Genomic DNA, 20,720 nt, shown 5'->3' with positions numbered 1-20,720 from the left:
TACCCCCCTTTATTGTAGCGTAAATCAAGGATAATTGTCTAAGGCTGTTGTTTAGCGATATCAGTAAATAAATCGTCTAGATCCGCCTTTAGTACATCCAACTTTGGAAAAGATGATATTGCAAAATATACTAAATCATTGCTGTAAGAAACTGTAATATCATTATTTTTTGTATTAGAACTTGTTTTCGTCTCAGCTTTAATATTTTGATTAAAACTGGGTTCCAGATAACTATATCGAGGAGCTCCACTGTGTAAATATTCAAAAGGTAATTTGGTGTTTTCGTTAATCTTTAGCTGTGATATATCGAATAATTCCTTATTTAATGCATTTATCTCAGGTGTAATGTGTGCATATTTCTCTCTCGGTGAGAAAGAGCCATAACTAGGGAGTGCATCGTTCCAAAGGTAAATTTCTTTTGCATAAAGATATAATGAATCTATAGTCAGTTCAGATCTCGATCCTGTTTTCGGAGAAACATTTTCATCTTCTTCTTTGTCTTTTTTACAGGAGGAAATACTTGTAAGCAAGATGATTATTAGTGGATATATAAAACTGATTTTCTTTAAATCAGACCAATTGAAAATTCTCATGGATCAAATATAAGATCTTAATACATTTCTTAAAAATTATCATTGAAAGTAAATGTAGATAGTTTGATATGAATAATATATGTCTGATTAATTCTATGAGCGGATGCTCCTATTTATGGGAATATCATAATTTATTAACGCTTATATAAAACCAGAAAAGGGCACTGAAAATGCAATGCCCCCAAAAAAGTTAGACACTTTCTGGGGGCATTTTTATGAGAAAAAACAAAAAACATAGTTTGGAATTCAAACTTAGTCTTGTCGATCGGATCGTTGATGGTTATTGTTCAGCGAAAAGCATCGCTAAAGAACATTCTCTATCCTATGATATGGTCCGGCGTTGGTACAAGCAATTCGAGTCGTTTGGCATTGAAGGCCTCAAGCCCCGCGGAGGTAATGCAGTCTATCCGCAGTCCTTTAAAATCTCGGTGCTCCAAACAATCCAAGAAGAATCTCTATCTTTGATGGAGGCCATGCTGCGCTTCAATCTTCCTAGTCCTTCTATTATCGTTAATTGGCGGAAGTAGGTTGAAGCACATGGTTTTGAGGGGTTAAAGCGCCAGGTTAAAGGCCGGTCACCGATGGAAACGAACGACAAATCACCCAACAGACGAAAGAAGCCCGCTTCTAAAGTTCCCCTGACTAAGGAAGAACAACTTGAGCAGGAGCTGGAGTACTTACGAGCGGAAAATGCTCTGCTAAAAAAGTTACATGCCTTAGTTCAAGAAGACAGCAAGCACAAGCCATGATGGAACTAAGGCCAAGGTTTAGCTTAGAGATTCTTCTGAGCTGCATGAAAATGGCAAGGAGTACCTTTTATTATTATCTCAGGGATGGTGGCCGACAGGACAAATATACCCAGCTCAAAGAGGCGATCAAGAGTACCTATAGTGTTCATAAGGGCAGATATGGGTATCGCCGGATCACACTGAGTATTCGTAAGGGTGGGTATAAAATAAACCACAAGACTGTCTATAGACTGATGGGGGATCTCGGTCTGAAAAGTTCGTTCAGGGTGAAAAAATACCGTTCTTATAGAGGTGAACCCGGAAAGATAGCACAAAACGTCCTTGAGAGAAATTTCAAAGCTGCCAAACCCTTTCAAAAATGGTCTACCGATGTTACCGAATTCAGGGTAAAGGATAAAAAATTATATCTTTCACCGATCATCGATCTGTTCAATCAGGAGATCATTAGTTATAACTTAAGTGATCGACCAAACTTTCCAGGGATAATGGACATGCTTGATAAGGCCATAGGAAAACTTGATACGGACTCCTGTGGACTCATTCTACATTCCGACCAGGGATGGCAGTACCAAATGGTACAATACCAAAAAAAACTAAAACAAAAAGGGATTATACAGAGCATGTCCCGAAAAGGAAATTGCCTGGACAATGCTATAATCGAGAACTTTTTCGGGATTCTAAAATCAGAGCTCTATTACCAAAAAAAATATGAATCAAGTGATCAACTTAAAAAAGATATCAGAGACTATATCGATTATTATAACAACAAAAGGATAAAACTCAATTTAAACGGAATGAGCCCGATGGAATATCGAGCTCATTATAATAACAAATCTAATAACTAAATTTGTCTAAACTTTTGGGGGCACTCTAGAACGGGCCCTCTTCAAATTATAGGTTAACTTTTAGGTATATCATATCGGTACACCTTGACGCCTCCGTCAATAATTGTGGAGAGGTAAGGAATTCCATCTGCTGAAATTTTCATTTCCAGTTTATCTCCGTTTTTAGAGGTAAGCTGAGTAGGAGCATTCCAGTTATTGGTATCTTCATTAAATGTGCGTACTACCAGACCGTTGTTATTGTCCGAGTAAGCAAAAAATACAGTACCGTTCGGGTGGACGGCTACAGCGATATTATCTCTGGTAGCGGTACTGCTGGTTGTCTGTGCTATTCCATCGCCAAACTGTTTCCAGGTGTTTCCGTTCCAGTGCATGACATAAGAGGCATAGCTTGGTGAATTCACCTGATAAGCGACATAGATCTCTCCGTTTTTATCAATATCCATATCAATATTAATACCTCCCGAATTAGCTCCGGCCGGGCCTATATATGGCGTACCCACCACAGTCCAGTTACCGTTTCTGAATTTATAAACAGTAGGTTTACGGGTAGCCGTACCGCCTGTGAGATCCATAGTAACATAATAAAGGTGATTGTCTTTTCCTCTAACCATTTTGGCGTAGAATCCGGTTGCGGAAGGGGAAAGGGTCTGACCTGCCCATGTACCATTGGTGTATTTACTGATATAGGTTGCACGGTTTGCCAGTGGTGCAGCTGCAGCTCCCAGTGTATAACCCAGGAACGGTGTATTTACGGAATCCAGTGCAACAAAGAAATAAGAAGAAACACGGTGTCCTGTAAACTGTTTATTGCCTACAAAACTCCATTGTCCATTCTCATACTTTTTGACAGATCCCAATTGTGCATTTGTACCGTCATAATCTTTATAGGCTACATAGACAACCCCGTTGCGGTCAATATCTATAGATGCGCCGTCAATACGATTGTCAGATATACCGGTCGCAGGACCAACGTTGACCCACTTGGCACTATCATATGTTGCTACTACAGCTTTTCTGTTTTCAGGCGTATTGCTGTCCGTGAGCGTGTATACAAGATAAGGAAGGTTGTTAAACTGACTCACCATCAGCTTCACTTCTGAAGCACGTGCAGCGCCGATTACATCTCCAAGGTTCATTTCACTCCAGACCGGTGCTGTTAATCGTCCTACTTTTACCGTAAACTGGTCCGGAGCTTCTGACTGTTCATCTTTCAGTTCGAACACGACGTCCTGTTCGTAGTTTTGCTCATTCTTACCGGAAGTCTGTGCAAGTCCTCCAACCGTTACTGTAGCTCCCTGAGAAGTGGTATAACGGGCTTTTAATTTGGAAATGTCAGCATCTACAGGCAGATCTACAGTGATCTGTAATCCTTTGATAGTAGCTTTATAATCTTTGAACAGATAATCCGGATTATCTTCCTTGTAAAATCCAAAAGATAAGAAGGAAGCATTTTTTAATGCGTATACAGTGTAAAAGGACATTCCTCCGGGAGAGGAGAAACGGTAAGTAGTCGTATCAGCCAGATTGATCTGGCTGATACCGCTTTCCTGAACCGTGTTGCCTACAAATGCTACAAATTTCTCGCTGTTAACTGTAAAACTCGGAATGGCCTGATTGATGTCAATACTGTTTGGAACACGGATAAACACATCATTGCCCTGAATAGTTCCTTCTACACGGTTGCTTAATCCGGGATTGGAAGCTGGTTCAAATGTATAAGATAACAACTGGACATTTCCTACGCTGTCCTCTTTTTTGCAGCTGCTGAAGATCCCGGTCAGGATCAGCAGCAAGCATATTGTTATAGTGTATGTTTTCATTTTCTTTGGTTATTTATTGGTTTCAGGCAATAGGATTGCTTTCACCCGTGATGCACCTATTACTTTAGATTTTATTCTGTTACTGATATCCGATCCTGTAATATTATCTAATAGCTCATCGTATTTTGTGAAATAATCCCAGTTACTGAAATTATAATACAGATGGTTTCTTAGTTCTGCACTCCAGAAGGTTTCTTTCTCATACTGCTTTTTATAATCCTGTTTCAGCTGAACCTTGATGTTTGCTAATTCTTCTTTAAAGTACGACGGATCTTTTGCGATTTTATCCAGTTCGACACCGACTTGTCCGATAAGAAAATCTGTACGGGCAGGTTCACATGTAAAGGTAACACGTGTCCTCATCAATGGAGTAGGGAAGGATGTGGCACTGGTGCTGACACCGACACCGTATACTCCGGATTGTTCTTCTCTCAGGTTTTTTCTTAGTTTCACCTTCAGTACTTCTTCCATCAATGTATTTTCCATAATCTCTCTGACGCTGTAATTCAGGTCTGTAGTCTGATAGAACAGATTGACAGTAGCTTTCTCTGCTTCCCCTGCATACATCAGTATATCGCTGTCATCTTTAAGACTGTAGTTAGGAATACGTTGTGTATGATCAATCGCTGTTCCGGGCAATCCACCCAGATAGGTTTCTACATCGTTCTTAATACTATCCGGATTAAAGTCACCGATAATCACAAATTCAAAATCGCGTGCTGAACCAAATCGCTTATGATAGACATCCAGAATACGGTCAAACTGCAGCTCTTTTTGCAGACGGTCTGCATCAATCTCACTGGCTTCTGTGTCGTCAGAACCAATCTTACGGCTTATTTGCTTATTGTATTCTGCTGTCGGTGTATATTTCCGGTTTTGAGTCGCTTCTACAGAACGCTTTTTGATATTATCAAATACGGCTTTGTCTGCTCTTGGCTGTGTCCACTTCAGATAAAGCAATTCAAACATTGTTTTGATGTCTTTCATATTTGCACTAGCTGCAACACCTTCACGGTTTTGGGAAAGTACAAATGTCGCAGATGCAGAATTGCCCAGCAGATATTTGGTCAGTGCCTGTCTGGTGAAATCTCCGGCTCCGCTCGCACCTATTATATTTTTGGCGTAGACAGCATTTACATAATCTGTTGTATCTAATGCGATAATTCCTCCTTTTCTGAATCCGGTAAGCTGTATATGATCTTTCCGGCCACTGGATGGTCTCAGGTATACGGTGATTCCATTGGACAATACCCATTTGCGCAGACCCACTTCTTTAATGAAGGTAGAATCTGTTATTTTTCCGGCAACAGGTGTGTTTTTTAACAATTGATCCGGTACAGATATCTGATCTTTCCACACTGGTATCTGAGTCGATCGGATGGTATTGAATAGCTCCTGCAATTGTGCTTTTGTCGGAAGTTGATCTTTTAAGCGTTCGGGTCCGGATAACATAATGACTGTATTACCTGTGATCAGGGATTGTTTCAGATACTGAACCAAATCTGCCGAATCAATCGCAGCCTGAACCTTAAGTGCCGTCTCCTGACGATATTTACGGTCCATCAGGGTTGCATCGGTAAAGAAATTGTTTTTCATATCCGCCAGTAAGCCCGTTGCATTGACCGTTTCATCACGGCTTTCCAGACCTCTTTTTATTTGTGCTACAAATTGAGTTCTGAAATCTTCAATTTCTGAATTTGTAAAGCCGTAGCGTCTTATACGCTCATTCTCCAGCAGATACTTGTATATACCGTCCTTTATATTGTCTTCGTAAAGAGTTGTTCCTCCTGAAGATATACCACTATGTAATAACAGATCGGACAGAGACATGGAGCCTTCTTTAAAATCATTCTGCAATTGTGAAAGACGTTCAAATCTCTTTTTGACAAGATTATTGACAAAAGAACGTTTCAATGAGGATTCAAATTCTTCCATCGTGCGTACACCTTTGTCTGCAGGAATTTTGGTGACATATGAAAAGTCTATAGTCGTTGCTTCTTTATCTGTCAGAATAGAATAAAGCGTATCTGCATGTGCCGGCAGATAATAGGCTTCCCGTTTAGGTGCATGTTTTGGATTTTTTGCCTTTCCGAATACTTCTTTGATCAGTTTTTCCGTCTTCTTCAGATCCTGATTGGTCACTATTCCGATTCCCATCAGTTGAGGACGGTACCAGGTCGTATAGAAGTTGACAATAGTCGGACGTCTGAAATGATGCAATACATCCAGCGTACCTATAGGTTTTCTTTCAGCGTATCTGGAGTTGTTAAAGATCAACGGCAGGTACTGGTCACTCATACGTGAGGAAGCCCCTTGTTTGGTGCGCCATTCCTCGATCACTATACCTCTTTCTTTTTCAATTTCCAACGAATCAAAACTGAGGTGAAAAGCCCAGTCTGCCACAATGCTGATGGCTTTGTTGAGATTTTGCTCATCTTTGGTATCAATAGTGATCTTATAAATCGTTTCATCATATGAAGTATGCGCATTCAGATCTGCTCCAAATTTGACACCCAGAGATTCCAGAAATGTGATGACTTCATTCTTCGGGAAGTTTTTACTGCCGTTAAAGGCCATATGTTCGACAAAATGTGCCAGACCTCTCTGATCTTCATTTTCCTGTAGCGATCCTGCATTTACAAATAGCTGTAGAGCGGTCTGCTGACTTTTAGAATCAGCCGGATACAGGTAATATTTAAATCCGTTTTTTAACTCTCCTTTTACGAGTTTGGGATCTTGCTGCAGTTTTTGTGCAAACAGAAGTGATGAACACGCTATGCACAGAACTGTGGTGATGATATTTTTTAATGGATACTGCATTTTATAATGTTTTGGTAATCGTTAACTGTGACTGTCTTTTGTCCGGTCCGGGGTAGCCAATCAGTATATTTTTATCGTTTTCTATCAGCTTAATTTTGAGTGTATTATCTTTTGAAGTGTCTATAGCATGGTTGATCCAACGGACGCGTATCGTCATTTCAAAAAATCCGGGTTTGAATACTAATTGTCTGTTAGCATCGGGCAGTTCAAAATCAACACCTTCTTTCAGACCATCGCCTACCAGCACCTGATAGGTTAGCGTGATCGGATCATATTGCATTTTTGAACTTAGATTGACTTTATATTCCACAGTTTCATTACGGCTGGACTGTACATTGACAGCGTCCAGATTATTGACATGGATATAGAAGAATGGCTGGTCAAACGGCTCCATTTTATTTTCATCACAGGAGATGTAAAATAGAGACAGAAGTAAGAATGCGGTAGTATATATTATTTTTTTCATTACAGTCATTTTTTATTGATTAACGGTTGGGTTTGGCTGCATCAGAGGGTTTATATCCAGTTCTGATCTGGGTATTGGCATGACGAACCTATCATTCGGATAGGTCAGCTGACATACATCTGATGTACAACCTGCGCCTCTGTTAAGAGATTCTTTATATCTCATGATATCGTATAGACGTTGATTTTCAAAGCCCAGTTCTTTTCTGCGTTCCAGTTTTATGATTGCGAATAATTCCTCCGGAGTGGTATATGTTATCGTGACCAGATCTATAGAGACATTACGTGCGCGGGCTTGCAGAAGCTTGATGTCTGATACGGCTTCTGCATAGTTTCCTAACCGGAAATTAGCTTCTGCTCTGTTAAGATAAAGTTCTGCCGAACGTACGACTTTGACATTCAAAGGCCAGTTATCATTGATAACACCATCCTCTTTACCATATTTAATACTTCTGTAATAATTAGTAGCGGGATCTATCTGCAGCATTGTTTTTCTGATGTCCTGATCGGAGAATAAGGAAACATAGCCCGGAGCAGCATAATACTGATACTCTACAGGTTCTGAAAACAGATGCTGCACTGTACCTTTTGCATATTTCTCCAGATTGAACTGCCATATCACTTCAGAGGCAATGGAAGTATAATCTGTACGTTGAGCAGTTGCTGTAAACATTTTTTTATAATCTGCTGAACTCACCAAAGGGTATTTATTTGGCGTGATCAATTCTGATGTTTGGTTCACTACGTTTTGATATTGCCCCATATATAAGTAAATACGTGCTCTTAACGCTTTAGCTGCATCTACAGATGCATAGATTTTAGTTGGAACATTAGGATTTTGGGAAAGTAACTGAATACATTGTTCAATATCAGCCAGTATCTGCGCATAGACAGTACTAACCGATTCTCTGGCTACATGTGTTCCTGCCGGTGGCGTTTTGAGGAGGATCGGGATTCCCAGGTGTGAAGCATCCGGGCTGTAGTTGTACTGTTGTGCATATATATTCGTCATGTCAAAGTTGCATAGTGCACGTAGTAACAATGCCTGTCCCAGTATAGATGTCGCCTGTGCCTTGTCTATACTTGACTCCAAAAAAGGTTCTGCACCATTTATGATGTTGTTGATATTGTTTAATGCGGCATACCCGTTTCCCCACATTAATCGTGTAGCTCCGGCTTCATCCTGATCATTGGCTACATAATTAAATTCTGTTTGCATCACAGGACTTGAGATCCCTGTCCGGAAAGCGACATCATCCCCCCTTAAATCTCCATAGACTCCATATTCATTCATATGATATCTGGCCATCAGATTGTAAGATCCGTCAAGTGCGTTTTTTAATCCGACTATATCCCTAAATACCTGTTCTTTCCCCAGTTTTCCGATAGGGTCGACCTCAAGAAATGATTTCCCGCAAGACGATAATATAAGTGTTGCAGCAATGCTGCTATATAATAGTAATTTCATAATAGTATTCTTTAAAATGCAACGTTTAAGCCTAATGATATGACAGTTTCCTGTGGCATTCCTTCGAAGGAATTCTTATACGTATTTCTCTTACTGTTTCCGTTAGGTACCCACATATACAGATTATCTCCCTGGATATAAGCTGAAGTTGTTTTCAAGCCAATAGCTTTTGTCCAGTTGCTGGTCAGATCATACGCTAAACTCACATTCTGAAGTCTTATATTGCTGGTGCCCATCAGATAGCGGGTAGAATTCAATGTAGAGCTTGTTGTCAGATTAGATAATCTTGGCGTCAAGGCCAGATATCCCGGATACTGCCAGTGATCCAAGATATTCACAGACTGGTTTGCGCTCAGGATATTCAGTCCGTCTGATTCGTTGTTACGTGCCAGTCTGTTGAATGACAGTCCACCTTTGCGGTAAAGTACAAGGAAAGAGAGGTCGAATTTCTTGTATCTGATTCTATTGGTAATACCTCCGTAAAAATCCGGGTTAGGGGAACCGATAATTACTCTGTCATTTGCACTATACGTTTTGGTGACATTGCCGTTGATATCATACCACATAGGATCACCTGTTGCGGGATCTACGCCAGCCCATCTTACCAAATAATGCGAACGGGAGTCATAACCCTCCGTCATTATAGTCGTGCCGGATGAACGTTCGAAACCGTCATAAAGCTCGAGTACTTTGTTTACGTTATGGGAAAGATTGAAGGACGTACTCCAGCTGAAATCTTCCTTTTCCATGTTAACCGAGTTTATGGAAACCTCTACACCTTCATTTTTTAATTTTCCTACATTACGATATACTGCACGTTGACCTACGGTCATAGAAACAAGTGCATTGTTGATCAGATCTTTGGTGATGTTGTTATAATATTCTACCGCTACATTGATTTTCTTATAAATACGGGCATCAATACCGGTATTGAACATGTAGGTTTTTTCCCATCGCAAATCCTCATTGATACCCGTCGTCATGATAGCACCTGTATTTCCTCCATATCCGTAATCTGCTGAATAGGTATATATTCCTTTACTCAGGTCCGATCCGAATCTGGAATTACCTGTAGTTCCGTAGGAAGCTTTCAGTTTCAGAAAATCGACAACCTTGCTTTTCCAGAATTCTTCCTTACTCACGGTCCATGCTGCACCATATGAACCAAAAGTTCCCCATTTAACATTTTTACCGAAGTTGGAATCGCCGTTTTTTCGTAATGTTCCGCTGAAGGCATACTTGTCGTTCCAGACATAGTTAAGATAACCGAAGTAGGATAGTGAGGTCTTGTCATCTCTGGAAGTTGTCCCTCTTCTGTTGGTCTCTGCTACGAAAGATACTTCACGTATATTGTCATTCGGGAAATTGCTTCCTGTAGCACTTACACTGTGACGTTGTGTCCGTGTTGCTTCCATTCCCAGTTTAGCACTCAGACTACCTTGCCATAACTGATTGTCATAGTTCATCGTATTGGTTGTTACCCAATTGGTGACCTGGGTTTGCTGACGTTGTGCGCTTCCGTTTTCAGACTGACCCGACAGGTTGTACATGGATTTATATTGATCTTCATTTGAACTGGTGTAGTTCAGACCACTGTTGTTGCGAAACATTAGTCCTTTGAAGATTTGTATATCTACACCTCCGGATGTAAAAGCATCCAGTGTCTTCTGTGTCCAGTCATTCTGAGCAGCTTCCGCAAGACTGTTCATCAGCCTGTTTCCTCTTTCGTCTCTTAATGCAAAATCTCCGTTCGGAAGGTACGGATTTACAATAGGTACGCCCAGATAATATTCATCTCCTACAAGAAAGAGATTGTTGACATTGTACGCACCACCCACTATAACTCTGGCTGTAATTCTATTGCCGATTTTGGTTTCTACATTACTCTTCAGACTGTATCTTTTTGTGTCATTGGCAATGGTTGTACCTTTCTGGTCATATATCCCTGCAGACAGATAATAACTGTTGTTTTCACTACTACCGGATACGGAAAGATTGTGTAGTTTGGTCACTCCGGTTCTGAAATACTCATCATACCAGTTTGTATTTACGGTAGGATCGAACATTGCAATATCCTTAGACATACCCATATCTGCTATAACCTGACGATATTGATCTCCGTTCAGTACTTTGAATTTGGTGTCATTGATCTTTTGTAATCCTCCGCGGAAATTGTACCCGATACGTGTAGGTCCTTTTCCTTTTTTGGTGGTTACTAAGATAACTCCGTTTGATCCGTTTGCTCCATAGATGGATGTAGCTGTCGCATCTTTCAATACGGTGATAGATTCAATATCATCCGGATTGAGATAGGTGAGGGGGCTTATACTTACATTCAGACCGGGTGTCATATTGGTGGTTCCTCCGGTATAAAGCGGCACGCCGTCAAGTACCCATAACGGTTCATTGGACGCATTTCCATTCGGAGCCGAAGATTCACCACGTACGCGTGTGCTGAACCGGCTGCGGGGTGAGCTGTTGTTTTGATCCTGAGCCTGAAATTGAACGCCCGGTACCACACCTTCCAGTAAGGCATCTATTCTTAATGCCGGTCTTCTTTCCAGATCTTTGGATGTCAGCGTAAAGGCACTACCTACCTGATTGGCTTTAGTCTCTTTTGTCCCGTATCCGGTAACAATTACTTCATCCAGATAATCGTTGCTCTGTTCCAGAACGATATTTAGGGGAACACGGGGATTGGACACTGTAATTTCCTTTTTCTGAAAACCAATGTATGAGATGATCAGAACGCTGTTTTTCTCCGCTTTAATGTTAAACTCACCTGCATTATTAGTTTTGACAGCATTGGCTGTACCTTTTACCTGTACGGTTACACCTACCAGACTATAAGGAATCGGATTGTCCGTATCTTTCAGTAAGATCTTACCGTTGACATGACTGTCTTGTTTTACTGTGGCAGATGCATGGAATAAGGTTATCGTCTTGTTGACAATTTTGTACGCCAGATTTTCTTCTTTGGCGATTTTTTCAAGTGCCTGACTGATGGTGGCATCTTCCAGCTGAATTGTTAATCTCTTGTTGTCTACGACATTGTTTTCATAGAGAAAGAAGTATCCCGATTCTTTCTCCAGTGTTTGTAATACATTGCGTAAAGACTGGTTGTCTGCTTTGAGTGTAATGCGCTGTGCAAAGGTATTGGCTGATGCCATAGTAACCATTCCCAAGGTGAGAAAGGTCGCCATATTTACTGGCAGCAGCAAAGCCCTGACGATAGCTAAACTTTTTTGTAGAGGTTTAGATTTCATGTAAATGATTTAGTGATTATTTTGAGTTTTTAAATTCGATGCTAACAGTGCGGTCTTTGATTTTGAAACTGCCCCCTGATACTGCACTTAACATATCCAGTACATCGGACAGGGAAGAATTCCGTTGTATTTTTCCGGTAAATAATTTATCAGGTACAGTACTTTGGTAATCAAGCTGTACATTATAAAACCGGGAGAGATTGGTAAGTATGTCTGTCATATTCTGATTGGAAAAAGAAAAGATAGATGAAGTCCATTCTTTGCTAATGCTTTGATTTTCCTGTTTGGCCTCCAGTCTGCCCAATTCATTAATGACAGCCTGTCCGGGAAGGACAATTTCAGATTGTACAGGTGTATTTAAGGCAATTTTACCTTCATACAGATGGGTTATACTGGCTTCGTCATGATAGGCTTTGACATTAAATTTAGTACCCAGTACCTGTATTGTCTGATTGTCTGAAATGACTTCAAAAGGAACTTTTTCGTTTTTGGCAACTTCAAAATAGGCTTCACCAATCAGTTTCACTGTACGGGTCTGTTCGTTGAATGCCGGCATAATAGTCAGTTTGGATCCTGCATTCAACCATATTTTGGTACCGTCATTCAGTACAAATTTATAGAGTTGGCCTTTTGCTGTCGATAGCGTCAGCAACTGCTCACTGCGGTTTTTCTGATAAGCACTCAGATTATCGAAGGCAGTGGAATCTAAAAAGGCTTCCATTGTTGAATTGATCTGTTGCTGTTCTCCGTCTGTGTAATTGAGATGTACTCCGGCCTGGATACTGAGATCTGCGGGCTGATCCGGATAGAGACGAAATGCAAGGTATCCCATAACTAGCAGAGCACTTGCTGCAGCGGCTATTCTGAAATAGAGGGGCCGGAGTAATGGCTTTGCAGACCTGCGTTTGTTTATTGCCTGCAGAATGCGGCTTTTTATTTCTTCTTCGTTGGTCGCAGCATCAACTACAGCACTTGAATCGTCAAAACTGTTATACCAGTCTGTGATAATAGCACGATCTTCAGGTTTAGAAATTCCTGAATTAACTTTTTGTATAGCGTCTTGTACTTCTTTAGGAATGTGCATAGATGTTTAAGTTGTTCAGTGATATAGTACACGAACTCCTTAACTACGCACGATTTAAATTGAAAAAAATGCAAAAAATATAATTGTTTTTACAACTTTTCGTAATATTTTAAGCACTTTGCTGATTTGATTTTCAACAGTACGGGGCGAGATATCTAATTTGTCAGCGATTTCTTTACTGTTCAGGTGATCCTGTCTGCTATACCTGAAGATGAGTTGTGTTTTCAAAGGTAATTTTTCTACCTCCTGAAAAATTAATTCTTTTACCCATTTGTAGTGTAAGACTTCATCCAGATTATAATCTTCTAACTGATCGAATAATCCATACTCATTTGTGTAAAGATGCTTCTGACTTTTATTGATATGCTTAATGATGGAAAATTTGGTTGCCTGGAATAAATAGGCTTCAAGATTGCGGATATTCTGGGGTTGTGCATGTGTCCACAGGGATAAAAAAATATCCTGTACGAGATCTTCTGCGATGGCGGGCTCTTTGATACGATTCAAGCATATTGCATAGACAACCTTCCAGTGCCTGGTGTATAATTCGGTAAAGGCAGTATGATCTTTTTCTGCGAGATATAGTAATAATTCGGAATCTGGAATAGATTCGTAAGCCTTCATTCTTCTGACACCCCTTTAACAGCGCTAATATACGAAGATTAAACAGTTATCAGAAAAGGAGCAATGACAACCGTTTTATTTATTGCGGGATATTACAGCTAGTTTTGTTTCTTTATACGTATATACATTGAAGGGATAGCACCATTTGGCGAGGTACTTGGCTGTAAAGCTCGTGATCGCCATCGGGATGAAGAGTAAATAACCACCGGGTACTATACTGCAGATCAAAAACAGAGCCGTCAGCGGAGCATGAATAGCAGCTGATAATGTCGCTGCTGCACCGAAGAGTGCAAAATTCAGTACGATAAGTTCGGTTCCAAGATAGGTATTACATAATTGCGCAAAGAGAACACCTAAAAAAGCGCCTGCCACTATGCTCGGTGCAAATACTCCACCATCTCCGCCAGCACCTAATGTGAGAGAGGCTGCAAGAGGTTTTAGGATGACCAGGAGCAGCAGCAGGATTCCGAACGGAATTGTGAACGATTGCTGTGTACCCATTTCAATAATTTCATGAAGACCATGGTAGCTGTCTCCATACAAATAGGGAAGAAAAAAAATCAGAATGCCGACTGTAACAGCACCCAGATTTACCCTTAAAAAATTGTTACGGATTCCTCCGAACAGCTTCTTTGCATGTATGACAATCTTTGTAAAATAAAGTGCCAGTATTGCGCCTAAGATTCCGACTCCGATAATATAAGGCAGAGCTGCCCAGTTCCAGGTCTCTACGGTATAGGGGAGCAGTCGTTTATTGTCAATCAGATAGATAAACAGACTTGCGATCAACACTGAACTTGTACAGCTGATCAGAATGGGTCTGCTGACTTTTCGTGCGATCACTTCCATTGCAAACAACCAGCCGGCAACCGGACTGCCGAATAAGGTGGCTACTCCGGCGGCTACTCCTGCACAGATCAGTTCATTTTTATAGGCAAATGCTACTTTACTTTTTTTATGAATTGCATTTCCAACGGTGGCTGTCGCCACTACTGTAGATACTTCGATTCCAGTAGAACCGCCGAATATAACCGTAAGGAAGCCATTGAAATAATGAGAAGGGATCTTGAAAAGAGGAAGATGATCTTTGCGTGTCTCTAATGTTGTGTAGATTTCTTTTATCCCCTTGTTCTGCCTTTTTTTAAACGCATATTTTCGCAGAAAATAAATAATTGTTATTCCGATTGAGGGGAGTATAATATACAGAAAAGGGGAGATCTGTCCCGCATTTTGAAATATCCTGTGCTGATATGCTTCTGTCAGGTGTTTCAGGGAATCTGCCAGTAGTGCACTGGCCAGGCCAATAAACATAGAGGCAACAATAAGTTTGAGGGAGTTATACAGTACAATTTTAGTTCTCATTTTTTTTATTTATCCTCAGGAAACAGGGGAGAGACTGCAAATTTATCAGATAATTAACCGGAATCCAAATGTTGTTTTTTTGTGGCCAGCTCTCTCCCGGAAAGCTACTAAATCTCTTATAAGGGTAAGATTTATATATATTTCTATGGAATTATCTGTTTTACTGCATCCCATTAGTACTAATGTACATCTGTTCTGAAAATAATCACGATGAATGCTGATCTGATATGTGCAGGCCTACCGATTCAATCCGTTATAAAATGAAGAAAATAACCACTTTTACCTTATCTTTTTGCACACTTTTCGCCTTACTGACAGTAGCCTGTCAATCTGATATTCCTAAGGAAGAATACCGGAAATATAAGGCTACTCATAAGAATATTAAAGCGTATATGAATTTAAGGCTTGGTGAGCATACTTTCTACGGCAAATACCGGATCGTGTATCCGGGCAATGCGATCGACTCGGGCGAAGTAAAAGGCAAAGTTTTTAATGATACCTTAATGGGAGACTATCGTTATAAGCAGTACGGCTGGAAAGAAAATAAGATCAGGCCCTTTATTCTGCTCCAAAAAGGAGATTCACTGATTCAGGGTACAGGAATGGAGTTGCTGTATCTGGGTGTTTTTTATTTTGCACCCGAATCTATCAGTTTTGATAGTCCCCGTTTTGTCTTTTATCCCGACCATTAAGCGTTGAAGAATAGGAAGAGACCGGACAGATGATTGTATGTCCGGTCTGCCCGTTTATCAGAATTTCAATTTCTCTTCCAGTAATTCCAAATGCTGATCTGTGAAGTCGAGATGGGTCACAAATCTGACCAGATATTTACCGAACGAGACACAGTGTACATCAAGCTCTTTTAGTTTTGCAACAAAGTCTACCGATTCCATTACTTCAGATAATTCAGCCAGCACAATATTTGTTTCGACAGGATATACATTCTTAACGTACGAATTCTGGGAGAGGATGCGGCCAATTTCTTTCGCCCTGCGGTGATCCTCTTTGAGTAACGCAATGTGATGGTCAAGCGCATAATTACCTGCTGCCGCTAATCCTCCGGCTTGTCTCCAGCCACCTCCCATCACTTTCCGAAAGCGTTTTGCCTTTGCAATTACGGTATAAGTTCCGATTAACAGAGAGCCTACAGGACAGCCCAGACCCTTGGACAAACAGATCGATATACTGTCAAATACATGTCCGTAATCCTGAGGCTGCTGATCTGTTTCGACTAACGCATTAAACAACCTGGCTCCGTCCAGATGTAGGATAAGTCCCTTGCGGACACATACTTCTTTTATCTTTTTTATTTCTTCAAAATCATATATGCTTCCACCGCCCTTATTAACAGTGTTTTCTAAGGATACCAGACTCGTTACCGGCTGATGTACATCGTTTGGATTATTAATGGAATCTTCGACCATCTGTGCGGTGATTCTGCCACGGTCGCCATCCAATGGTCTGACCGAAGCAAAGGCATTCAGGGCTATACCTCCACCTTCATACAGATAAATGTGTGATAACTTGTCACAGATTACCTCATCTCCGGGTTGTGTGTGCACGCGTATAGCCAGCTGATTGGTCATCGTGCCTGTCGGACAGAAGAGGGCGGCTTCCATTCCAAACATTGCCGCAACTTTCTTCTCCAGTTGATTTACACTTGGATCCTCTCCATATACATCATCACCCAATGCCGCATTTTCCATGGCTTCTTTCATGTCGGATGTGGGCAATGTAAGTGTATCACTTCTTAAGTCTATTCTCATGATTTTGTATTCTTTTTATTTTTAAGAACCATAGCGCGCTGTATAAAACTTTGCTCTGCTATTCGTTGTTCGGTTTCCTGTATGGCCTGTAGTAAGTTGTTTTGATTATTGGTGATTTCAGTCAGAACGGTAATCATAATATCCCATACAGGCTCCATTTTTGTAATCAGATCCGTACCTTTTGCCGTGAGTTGCAACAGACGTTTACGTTCGTCGATTTTATCTTTTTTTGAGCGGATCAATTTTTGATTTTCCAGCTCTTTCAGCAGATTAATGGTTGAAGGATGGGTGTATCCGATTTCGCTGGCTATCTCTACAACACTTAATGTGCCTTTGTGAAACAAGGTATATATCACAGGGAACCATTTAGGCTCAAAATCAATATCAAACTCTTTATAAAGCAGTGCTCCTTCTTTGCGTAACTGTTCACTCAGTCGCTGCAATCGCGTTGATAAAGCTAATATTCCCAGGCTGTCTATTATGTTCATTGTATCTTTTTTAATATCAGTGTATTAGAGTTGCATTTGTTGTATACAAAACTACGTAGTTGAATACATATATTCAAATTTTTTTTCAATTTTACTATTTTAACCATCATTCCCGCTTTTTAAATATCCTTTGACAATTAATAGTTTAGAAGAGATTACAACGGGAGAGCCATTACCTGATGGCTATCTCTGAACTGCTGATATTTTTCTAACGAGTATTCAGGACAAGCGCCTTCGTGTGAAGTAATAAATGCGCCTAATGATACAGCCTGATGCATGATATCGTGTGGAGAAGTTCCCTGTTCCAGTCTTTTGGATAAAAAACCAGCTAAAAAGGAATCCCCGCTTCCTACCGTGTCCTTTACTTCTATAGTCACAGTCGGATATAAATAAAAATCACCTTTACAGGCGTACAATGCTCCTTTACTTCCTTTCGAGACAATAATCTCATTCATACCGAATGTATCCTGAAGATAACTGATGCTATCTTTTTCATTTTCGTAGGTTTTGCCCAGAAAATCCAGCATCATACGGAGTTCAGCCTTGTTGAATTTGGCCAACTGCGTTTTATGTAATAACTCTTTAATGAGTCTTACATCGTAATATGGAGGTCGCAGGTTGATGTCAAATACATTGTAATTGCTTGCTTCAAGCAATTCAAATAAGGTATTTCTGGATTGTTCCTGACGGGCAGCCAGAGTGCCGAATACAAATGCATCTGTCTCCGCAAGCAAGTGTTTGTCTGAAGCTCTTGTGCTGATAAAATCCCAGGCAACGTCCTGTACAATATCATAGTGCGCTTCATTATTTTCATCTAATGAAGCAATCACTGTACTGGTAGGGTGAATGTTACTGACCTGAATACCATCAGTATGCATATTCCAATCGTTGAGTTTCTGTATAATTTCCTTACCCAGATTATCTTCTCCGATACTGCTGATCATAGTCACGTCAACACCCATTTTATAAAGATGATAAGCTACATTAAAAGGTGCTCCTCCGATTCTTCGCTGGCCTCCCGGAAAGATATCCCATAAAACCTCTCCAAAGCAGGCTATTCTTATTTTATTATCCATCATTGTTATTTGTAGTATTTAGTATGGCATGCAGCACAAGGTCTGTCTGTACTGTTGCGTCTGTTATGCCGATGATATCTCATCAGTTTCTATATGTCTGTTTATTGTTTTCCTAATTTACATAATTTACGATACGCTCACCTTATTAAGTGTTGCATATTCTCAGAAAGAATAGACCTGCACTGAAAATTGTAATAAGGCACGGTTGTCTACCGGATTCCACATTCCCCACAAACCCAGCGGAAACTGATAGTTTCCGATTTTAAAAGGTTTGGAAAGCATAAGGCTCAATTCATTGAAGCCTGCTTTTCTGGAGAAGAAGTTATTTTTTTCTCCGGAAGTATGCAGAGCAAAGCTATAACCAAGTCTGGCACGCAATTCCAGATCATCTTTTTTGAAGACAGGATATTCTCCGGAAACAAAACTGGAATATTTATTGGCTGTATTGCCGCTGTTCCGATCACGGCCAAATACAACGGTATTCCAACTCAATACCAAAGGAACACGATCACTGATTGTATAATAGGACCGAAGATCCCAAAACCGTCCGGTTTCATCAGCTGTATAATTAAAGAATTCATCATTAGTATAAGTAGCTTCCGGAGAGAAGTTATAAATGTCCCATAACTCTACTGTGAGGTGCTTGTTCTTATAGCCGATATAATTGTTAAATTCTTTGTAGGATCCGTCTGCATCACCTCCGGCCCAGAATCCTCCATAAAAATTTTTATAATCTACATGAATATCTCCTGTATACACCAGACCTGTGGCCACCTCTATTCCCCGCCAGAGGTGACTGTTTCGCAATTGTAAAGCAGAGTGTATTTCCTGTCCGTACAGGCACATGTTTCCAAAGATCATTGAAAACAATATCAATAATTTATATCTGACCATTTTGAATGGGTTGTTAAGAATGTATGGCGTTACAGCCTCAGCTGTGGTTTATAAATATCAGTTTACAATATCTTTGGGTCTGATTCGTGAACCGAATAAGGCATACGAAAGCATGAGCAGTTCGCAGATAACCGTGAGTGACCATGTCCACCTCCAGGATCCGAGAATATCCGCCAGTCCTCCCTGAACCAAAGTAAATACGGCGCCACCAAATACGGCCGAGATAAATACACCGGAAGCTTTAGAAGTGTACTTGTTAAGTCCTTTGATGGATAATGAAAAAATACAGCTCCACATTGTAGAGTGCAGTAGTCCGATCGCAACCAAAAACCAGAGATTTTGTGTAATCATAGCAATAATGGCCAGTATGGTCGCTAATATTGTGGTGACTGTCAACTGTGTCTTTGCTGATATTTTACTGAAAAAACTGGAGATCGCTCTTCCGACCAGAAAACCTCCCCAGTATAAGGTAGAGAGTAAGGCATGTATTCCCAGATCAACTCCTCCGATAATAATATCAGTCTTACCAAAAAAACTCATCGGCTGTCCGGATTCCATAAGTTCAAAGGCATGTAAATTGATATTTGCACCTATGGCAACTTCTGTACCTACATAAAAAAAGATCGCCATGACACCTAATGCAAAGTGTCGGAATGACCAGATACTTCTTTCCAGTTTTTCACCGGATGCCGCACGTGTATTAGCAATATCCGGAAGGTGCAGTTGACGCGTGATAAGGGTGACGACTATCACACAGGCTATCAGCGCCAGCAGTGGCATCAGCAATTGTCTGATCTCGATATTGGCAATAGAGATTCCGCTAAACATCACTACAGTTACAAAAAACGGAGCAGAAGTAGTTCCGATGGAATTGATCGCTGTAGTAATATTCAGTCGTTGCACTGCCTGAGTACCCGGCAATTCATAAGAAGCTACGTAGGGATTGACCACTACCTGTATCACTGCGGCAGAAGTTCCCATCAGATAGGAGCCGATAATAAATATTATAAATCCATAAGGGAGCGCTGCATCTGCAAAATGCAAGGCAAGATGCGGATACTGATAGCCAAACCAGGAAGAGCATAAGTACATAAGCAGTCCCGAAATCATAAATAGCAACCCACGCAGCAAGGTATTCTTATAGCCTGCGGCATTGACCCATTTACTCGCCAGGGTACCATTGAGTAGATATCCTAAAAAGAAGAAGAATGAAATTAAAGTAGTAAAGGTATTTTTCAGACTACCTGCTTCTGCGAGAAAAGTAAATTTTAGTGGAGCCTGTAATTGTTCATTTACCGTAGTCAGAAAGCCGACTATAAAATATATAAAGGTTACAATGGCAAAAGGCAGTATGCCATTCCGAAGTTTTGTTTCCATAATTTTTTAATGATTTATATTTG

Annotated in this window: 17 protein-coding genes; 3 read left to right on the top strand and 14 right to left on the bottom strand. The window is 40.5% G+C overall.

Features of this window, described 5'->3' with window-relative positions; translation table 11 throughout:
• Window positions 1–38: 38 nt before the first annotated feature.
• On the bottom strand, window positions 39–593 hold the full coding sequence (locus tag I6J03_RS22590) for a hypothetical protein (RefSeq protein WP_003006899.1): 555 nt from the start codon (window positions 591–593) through the stop codon (window positions 39–41).
• Window positions 594–808: 215 nt separating this feature from the next.
• Here I6J03_RS22590 and I6J03_RS22935 point away from each other — a divergent pair, with 215 nt between their 5' ends.
• Together I6J03_RS22935 and I6J03_RS22580 are read left to right on the top strand one after the other, a co-directional pair.
• Entirely contained in the window at window positions 809–1,120 is a 312-nt protein-coding gene (locus I6J03_RS22935; RefSeq protein WP_003006896.1) for a helix-turn-helix domain-containing protein, read from the top strand.
• 218 nt (window positions 1,121–1,338) lie between these two features.
• On the top strand, window positions 1,339–2,187 hold the full coding sequence (locus tag I6J03_RS22580) for an IS3 family transposase (protein ID WP_003006892.1): 849 nt from the start codon (window positions 1,339–1,341) through the stop codon (window positions 2,185–2,187).
• A 53-nt stretch (window positions 2,188–2,240) separates the two neighbouring features.
• Here I6J03_RS22580 and I6J03_RS22575 read toward each other — a convergent pair whose 3' ends face one another.
• The 8 genes from I6J03_RS22575 to I6J03_RS22540 all read right to left on the bottom strand — a co-directional run bounded on the left by I6J03_RS22575 (window position 2,241) and on the right by I6J03_RS22540 (window position 15,096).
• On the bottom strand, window positions 2,241–4,007 hold the full coding sequence (locus tag I6J03_RS22575; protein ID WP_003006889.1) for an NHL repeat-containing protein: 1,767 nt from the start codon (window positions 4,005–4,007) through the stop codon (window positions 2,241–2,243).
• Window positions 4,008–4,016: 9 nt separating this feature from the next.
• A complete protein-coding gene (locus I6J03_RS22570; RefSeq protein WP_003006887.1) occupies window positions 4,017–6,827 on the bottom strand; it encodes a M16 family metallopeptidase in 2,811 nt (936 codons plus the stop codon).
• Between the two features lies 1 nt (window position 6,828).
• A complete protein-coding gene (locus I6J03_RS22565; protein ID WP_232279698.1) occupies window positions 6,829–7,293 on the bottom strand; it encodes a hypothetical protein in 465 nt (154 codons plus the stop codon).
• Window positions 7,294–7,305: 12 nt separating this feature from the next.
• Window positions 7,306–8,760 (bottom strand): RagB/SusD family nutrient uptake outer membrane protein, encoded by a 1,455-nt coding sequence (locus I6J03_RS22560; protein WP_003006884.1) that lies wholly within the window; start codon window positions 8,758–8,760, stop codon window positions 7,306–7,308.
• Window positions 8,761–8,771: 11 nt separating this feature from the next.
• Window positions 8,772–12,026 carry a SusC/RagA family TonB-linked outer membrane protein gene (locus I6J03_RS22555; RefSeq protein WP_003006883.1) on the bottom strand — a complete coding sequence of 1,085 codons (3,255 nt, stop codon included), beginning with the start codon at window positions 12,024–12,026 and terminating at the stop codon, window positions 8,772–8,774.
• A gap of 16 nt (window positions 12,027–12,042) precedes the next feature.
• Window positions 12,043–13,110 (bottom strand): FecR family protein, encoded by a 1,068-nt coding sequence (locus I6J03_RS22550; RefSeq protein WP_201694035.1) that lies wholly within the window; start codon window positions 13,108–13,110, stop codon window positions 12,043–12,045.
• A gap of 54 nt (window positions 13,111–13,164) precedes the next feature.
• Window positions 13,165–13,734 (bottom strand): RNA polymerase sigma factor, encoded by a 570-nt coding sequence (locus I6J03_RS22545; RefSeq protein ID WP_003006877.1) that lies wholly within the window; start codon window positions 13,732–13,734, stop codon window positions 13,165–13,167.
• Between the two features lie 75 nt (window positions 13,735–13,809).
• Window positions 13,810–15,096: a chloride channel protein gene (locus I6J03_RS22540; protein ID WP_201694034.1), complete on the bottom strand. Its 1,287-nt coding sequence runs from the start codon at window positions 15,094–15,096 to the stop codon at window positions 13,810–13,812.
• A 260-nt stretch (window positions 15,097–15,356) separates the two neighbouring features.
• On the opposite strand from I6J03_RS22540, the gene I6J03_RS22535 reads away from it, so the two are divergent.
• Window positions 15,357–15,788 (top strand): hypothetical protein, encoded by a 432-nt coding sequence (locus I6J03_RS22535; RefSeq protein ID WP_157600435.1) that lies wholly within the window; start codon window positions 15,357–15,359, stop codon window positions 15,786–15,788.
• A 57-nt stretch (window positions 15,789–15,845) separates the two neighbouring features.
• On the opposite strand, the gene I6J03_RS22530 is transcribed toward I6J03_RS22535, so the two are convergent.
• From I6J03_RS22530 to I6J03_RS22510, 5 genes are all read right to left on the bottom strand, one after another.
• Window positions 15,846–16,862, bottom strand: a complete 1,017-nt coding sequence (locus I6J03_RS22530; RefSeq protein WP_003006867.1) for a threonine aldolase family protein — start codon at window positions 16,860–16,862, stop codon at window positions 15,846–15,848.
• Window positions 16,859–17,350: a MarR family winged helix-turn-helix transcriptional regulator gene (locus I6J03_RS22525; RefSeq protein WP_003006865.1), complete on the bottom strand. Its 492-nt coding sequence runs from the start codon at window positions 17,348–17,350 to the stop codon at window positions 16,859–16,861. The genes I6J03_RS22530 and I6J03_RS22525 overlap by 4 nt, the downstream gene beginning before the upstream one ends.
• Before the next feature lie 155 nt (window positions 17,351–17,505).
• Window positions 17,506–18,426 carry a carbohydrate kinase family protein gene (locus I6J03_RS22520; RefSeq protein ID WP_232279697.1) on the bottom strand — a complete coding sequence of 307 codons (921 nt, stop codon included), beginning with the start codon at window positions 18,424–18,426 and terminating at the stop codon, window positions 17,506–17,508.
• A gap of 162 nt (window positions 18,427–18,588) precedes the next feature.
• On the bottom strand, window positions 18,589–19,320 hold the full coding sequence (locus I6J03_RS22515; RefSeq protein ID WP_039989937.1) for a hypothetical protein: 732 nt from the start codon (window positions 19,318–19,320) through the stop codon (window positions 18,589–18,591).
• Between the two features lie 57 nt (window positions 19,321–19,377).
• Window positions 19,378–20,697 (bottom strand): MFS transporter, encoded by a 1,320-nt coding sequence (locus I6J03_RS22510; RefSeq protein WP_003006859.1) that lies wholly within the window; start codon window positions 20,695–20,697, stop codon window positions 19,378–19,380.
• Window positions 20,698–20,720: the final 23 nt, after the last annotated feature.

Source organism: Sphingobacterium spiritivorum (assembly GCF_016724845.1).
GTDB lineage: Bacteria > Bacteroidota > Bacteroidia > Sphingobacteriales > Sphingobacteriaceae > Sphingobacterium > Sphingobacterium spiritivorum_A.
Note: the sequence above shows the minus strand (reverse complement) of the source record. Positions and strands in the feature narration are given on the sequence as shown.

What these genes read in the sequence shown, in the direction of transcription:
- I6J03_RS22590 (WP_003006899.1), bottom strand. Translation starts at nt 593, where the DNA reads ATGAGAATTTTCAATTGGTCTGATTTAAAGAAAATCAGTTTTATATAT.
- I6J03_RS22935 (WP_003006896.1), top strand. Translation starts at nt 809, where the DNA reads ATGAGAAAAAACAAAAAACATAGTTTGGAATTCAAACTTAGTCTTGTC.
- I6J03_RS22580 (WP_003006892.1), top strand. Translation starts at nt 1,339, where the DNA reads ATGATGGAACTAAGGCCAAGGTTTAGCTTAGAGATTCTTCTGAGCTGC.
- I6J03_RS22575 (WP_003006889.1), bottom strand. Translation starts at nt 4,007, where the DNA reads ATGAAAACATACACTATAACAATATGCTTGCTGCTGATCCTGACCGGG.
- I6J03_RS22570 (WP_003006887.1), bottom strand. Translation starts at nt 6,827, where the DNA reads ATGCAGTATCCATTAAAAAATATCATCACCACAGTTCTGTGCATAGCG.
- I6J03_RS22565 (WP_232279698.1), bottom strand. Translation starts at nt 7,293, where the DNA reads ATGAAAAAAATAATATATACTACCGCATTCTTACTTCTGTCTCTATTT.
- I6J03_RS22560 (WP_003006884.1), bottom strand. Translation starts at nt 8,760, where the DNA reads ATGAAATTACTATTATATAGCAGCATTGCTGCAACACTTATATTATCG.
- I6J03_RS22555 (WP_003006883.1), bottom strand. Translation starts at nt 12,026, where the DNA reads ATGAAATCTAAACCTCTACAAAAAAGTTTAGCTATCGTCAGGGCTTTG.
- I6J03_RS22550 (WP_201694035.1), bottom strand. Translation starts at nt 13,110, where the DNA reads ATGCACATTCCTAAAGAAGTACAAGACGCTATACAAAAAGTTAATTCA.
- I6J03_RS22545 (WP_003006877.1), bottom strand. Translation starts at nt 13,734, where the DNA reads ATGAAGGCTTACGAATCTATTCCAGATTCCGAATTATTACTATATCTC.
- I6J03_RS22540 (WP_201694034.1), bottom strand. Translation starts at nt 15,096, where the DNA reads ATGAGAACTAAAATTGTACTGTATAACTCCCTCAAACTTATTGTTGCC.
- I6J03_RS22535 (WP_157600435.1), top strand. Translation starts at nt 15,357, where the DNA reads ATGAAGAAAATAACCACTTTTACCTTATCTTTTTGCACACTTTTCGCC.
- I6J03_RS22530 (WP_003006867.1), bottom strand. Translation starts at nt 16,862, where the DNA reads ATGAGAATAGACTTAAGAAGTGATACACTTACATTGCCCACATCCGAC.
- I6J03_RS22525 (WP_003006865.1), bottom strand. Translation starts at nt 17,350, where the DNA reads ATGAACATAATAGACAGCCTGGGAATATTAGCTTTATCAACGCGATTG.
- I6J03_RS22520 (WP_232279697.1), bottom strand. Translation starts at nt 18,426, where the DNA reads ATGGATAATAAAATAAGAATAGCCTGCTTTGGAGAGGTTTTATGGGAT.
- I6J03_RS22515 (WP_039989937.1), bottom strand. Translation starts at nt 19,320, where the DNA reads ATGGTCAGATATAAATTATTGATATTGTTTTCAATGATCTTTGGAAAC.
- I6J03_RS22510 (WP_003006859.1), bottom strand. Translation starts at nt 20,697, where the DNA reads ATGGAAACAAAACTTCGGAATGGCATACTGCCTTTTGCCATTGTAACC.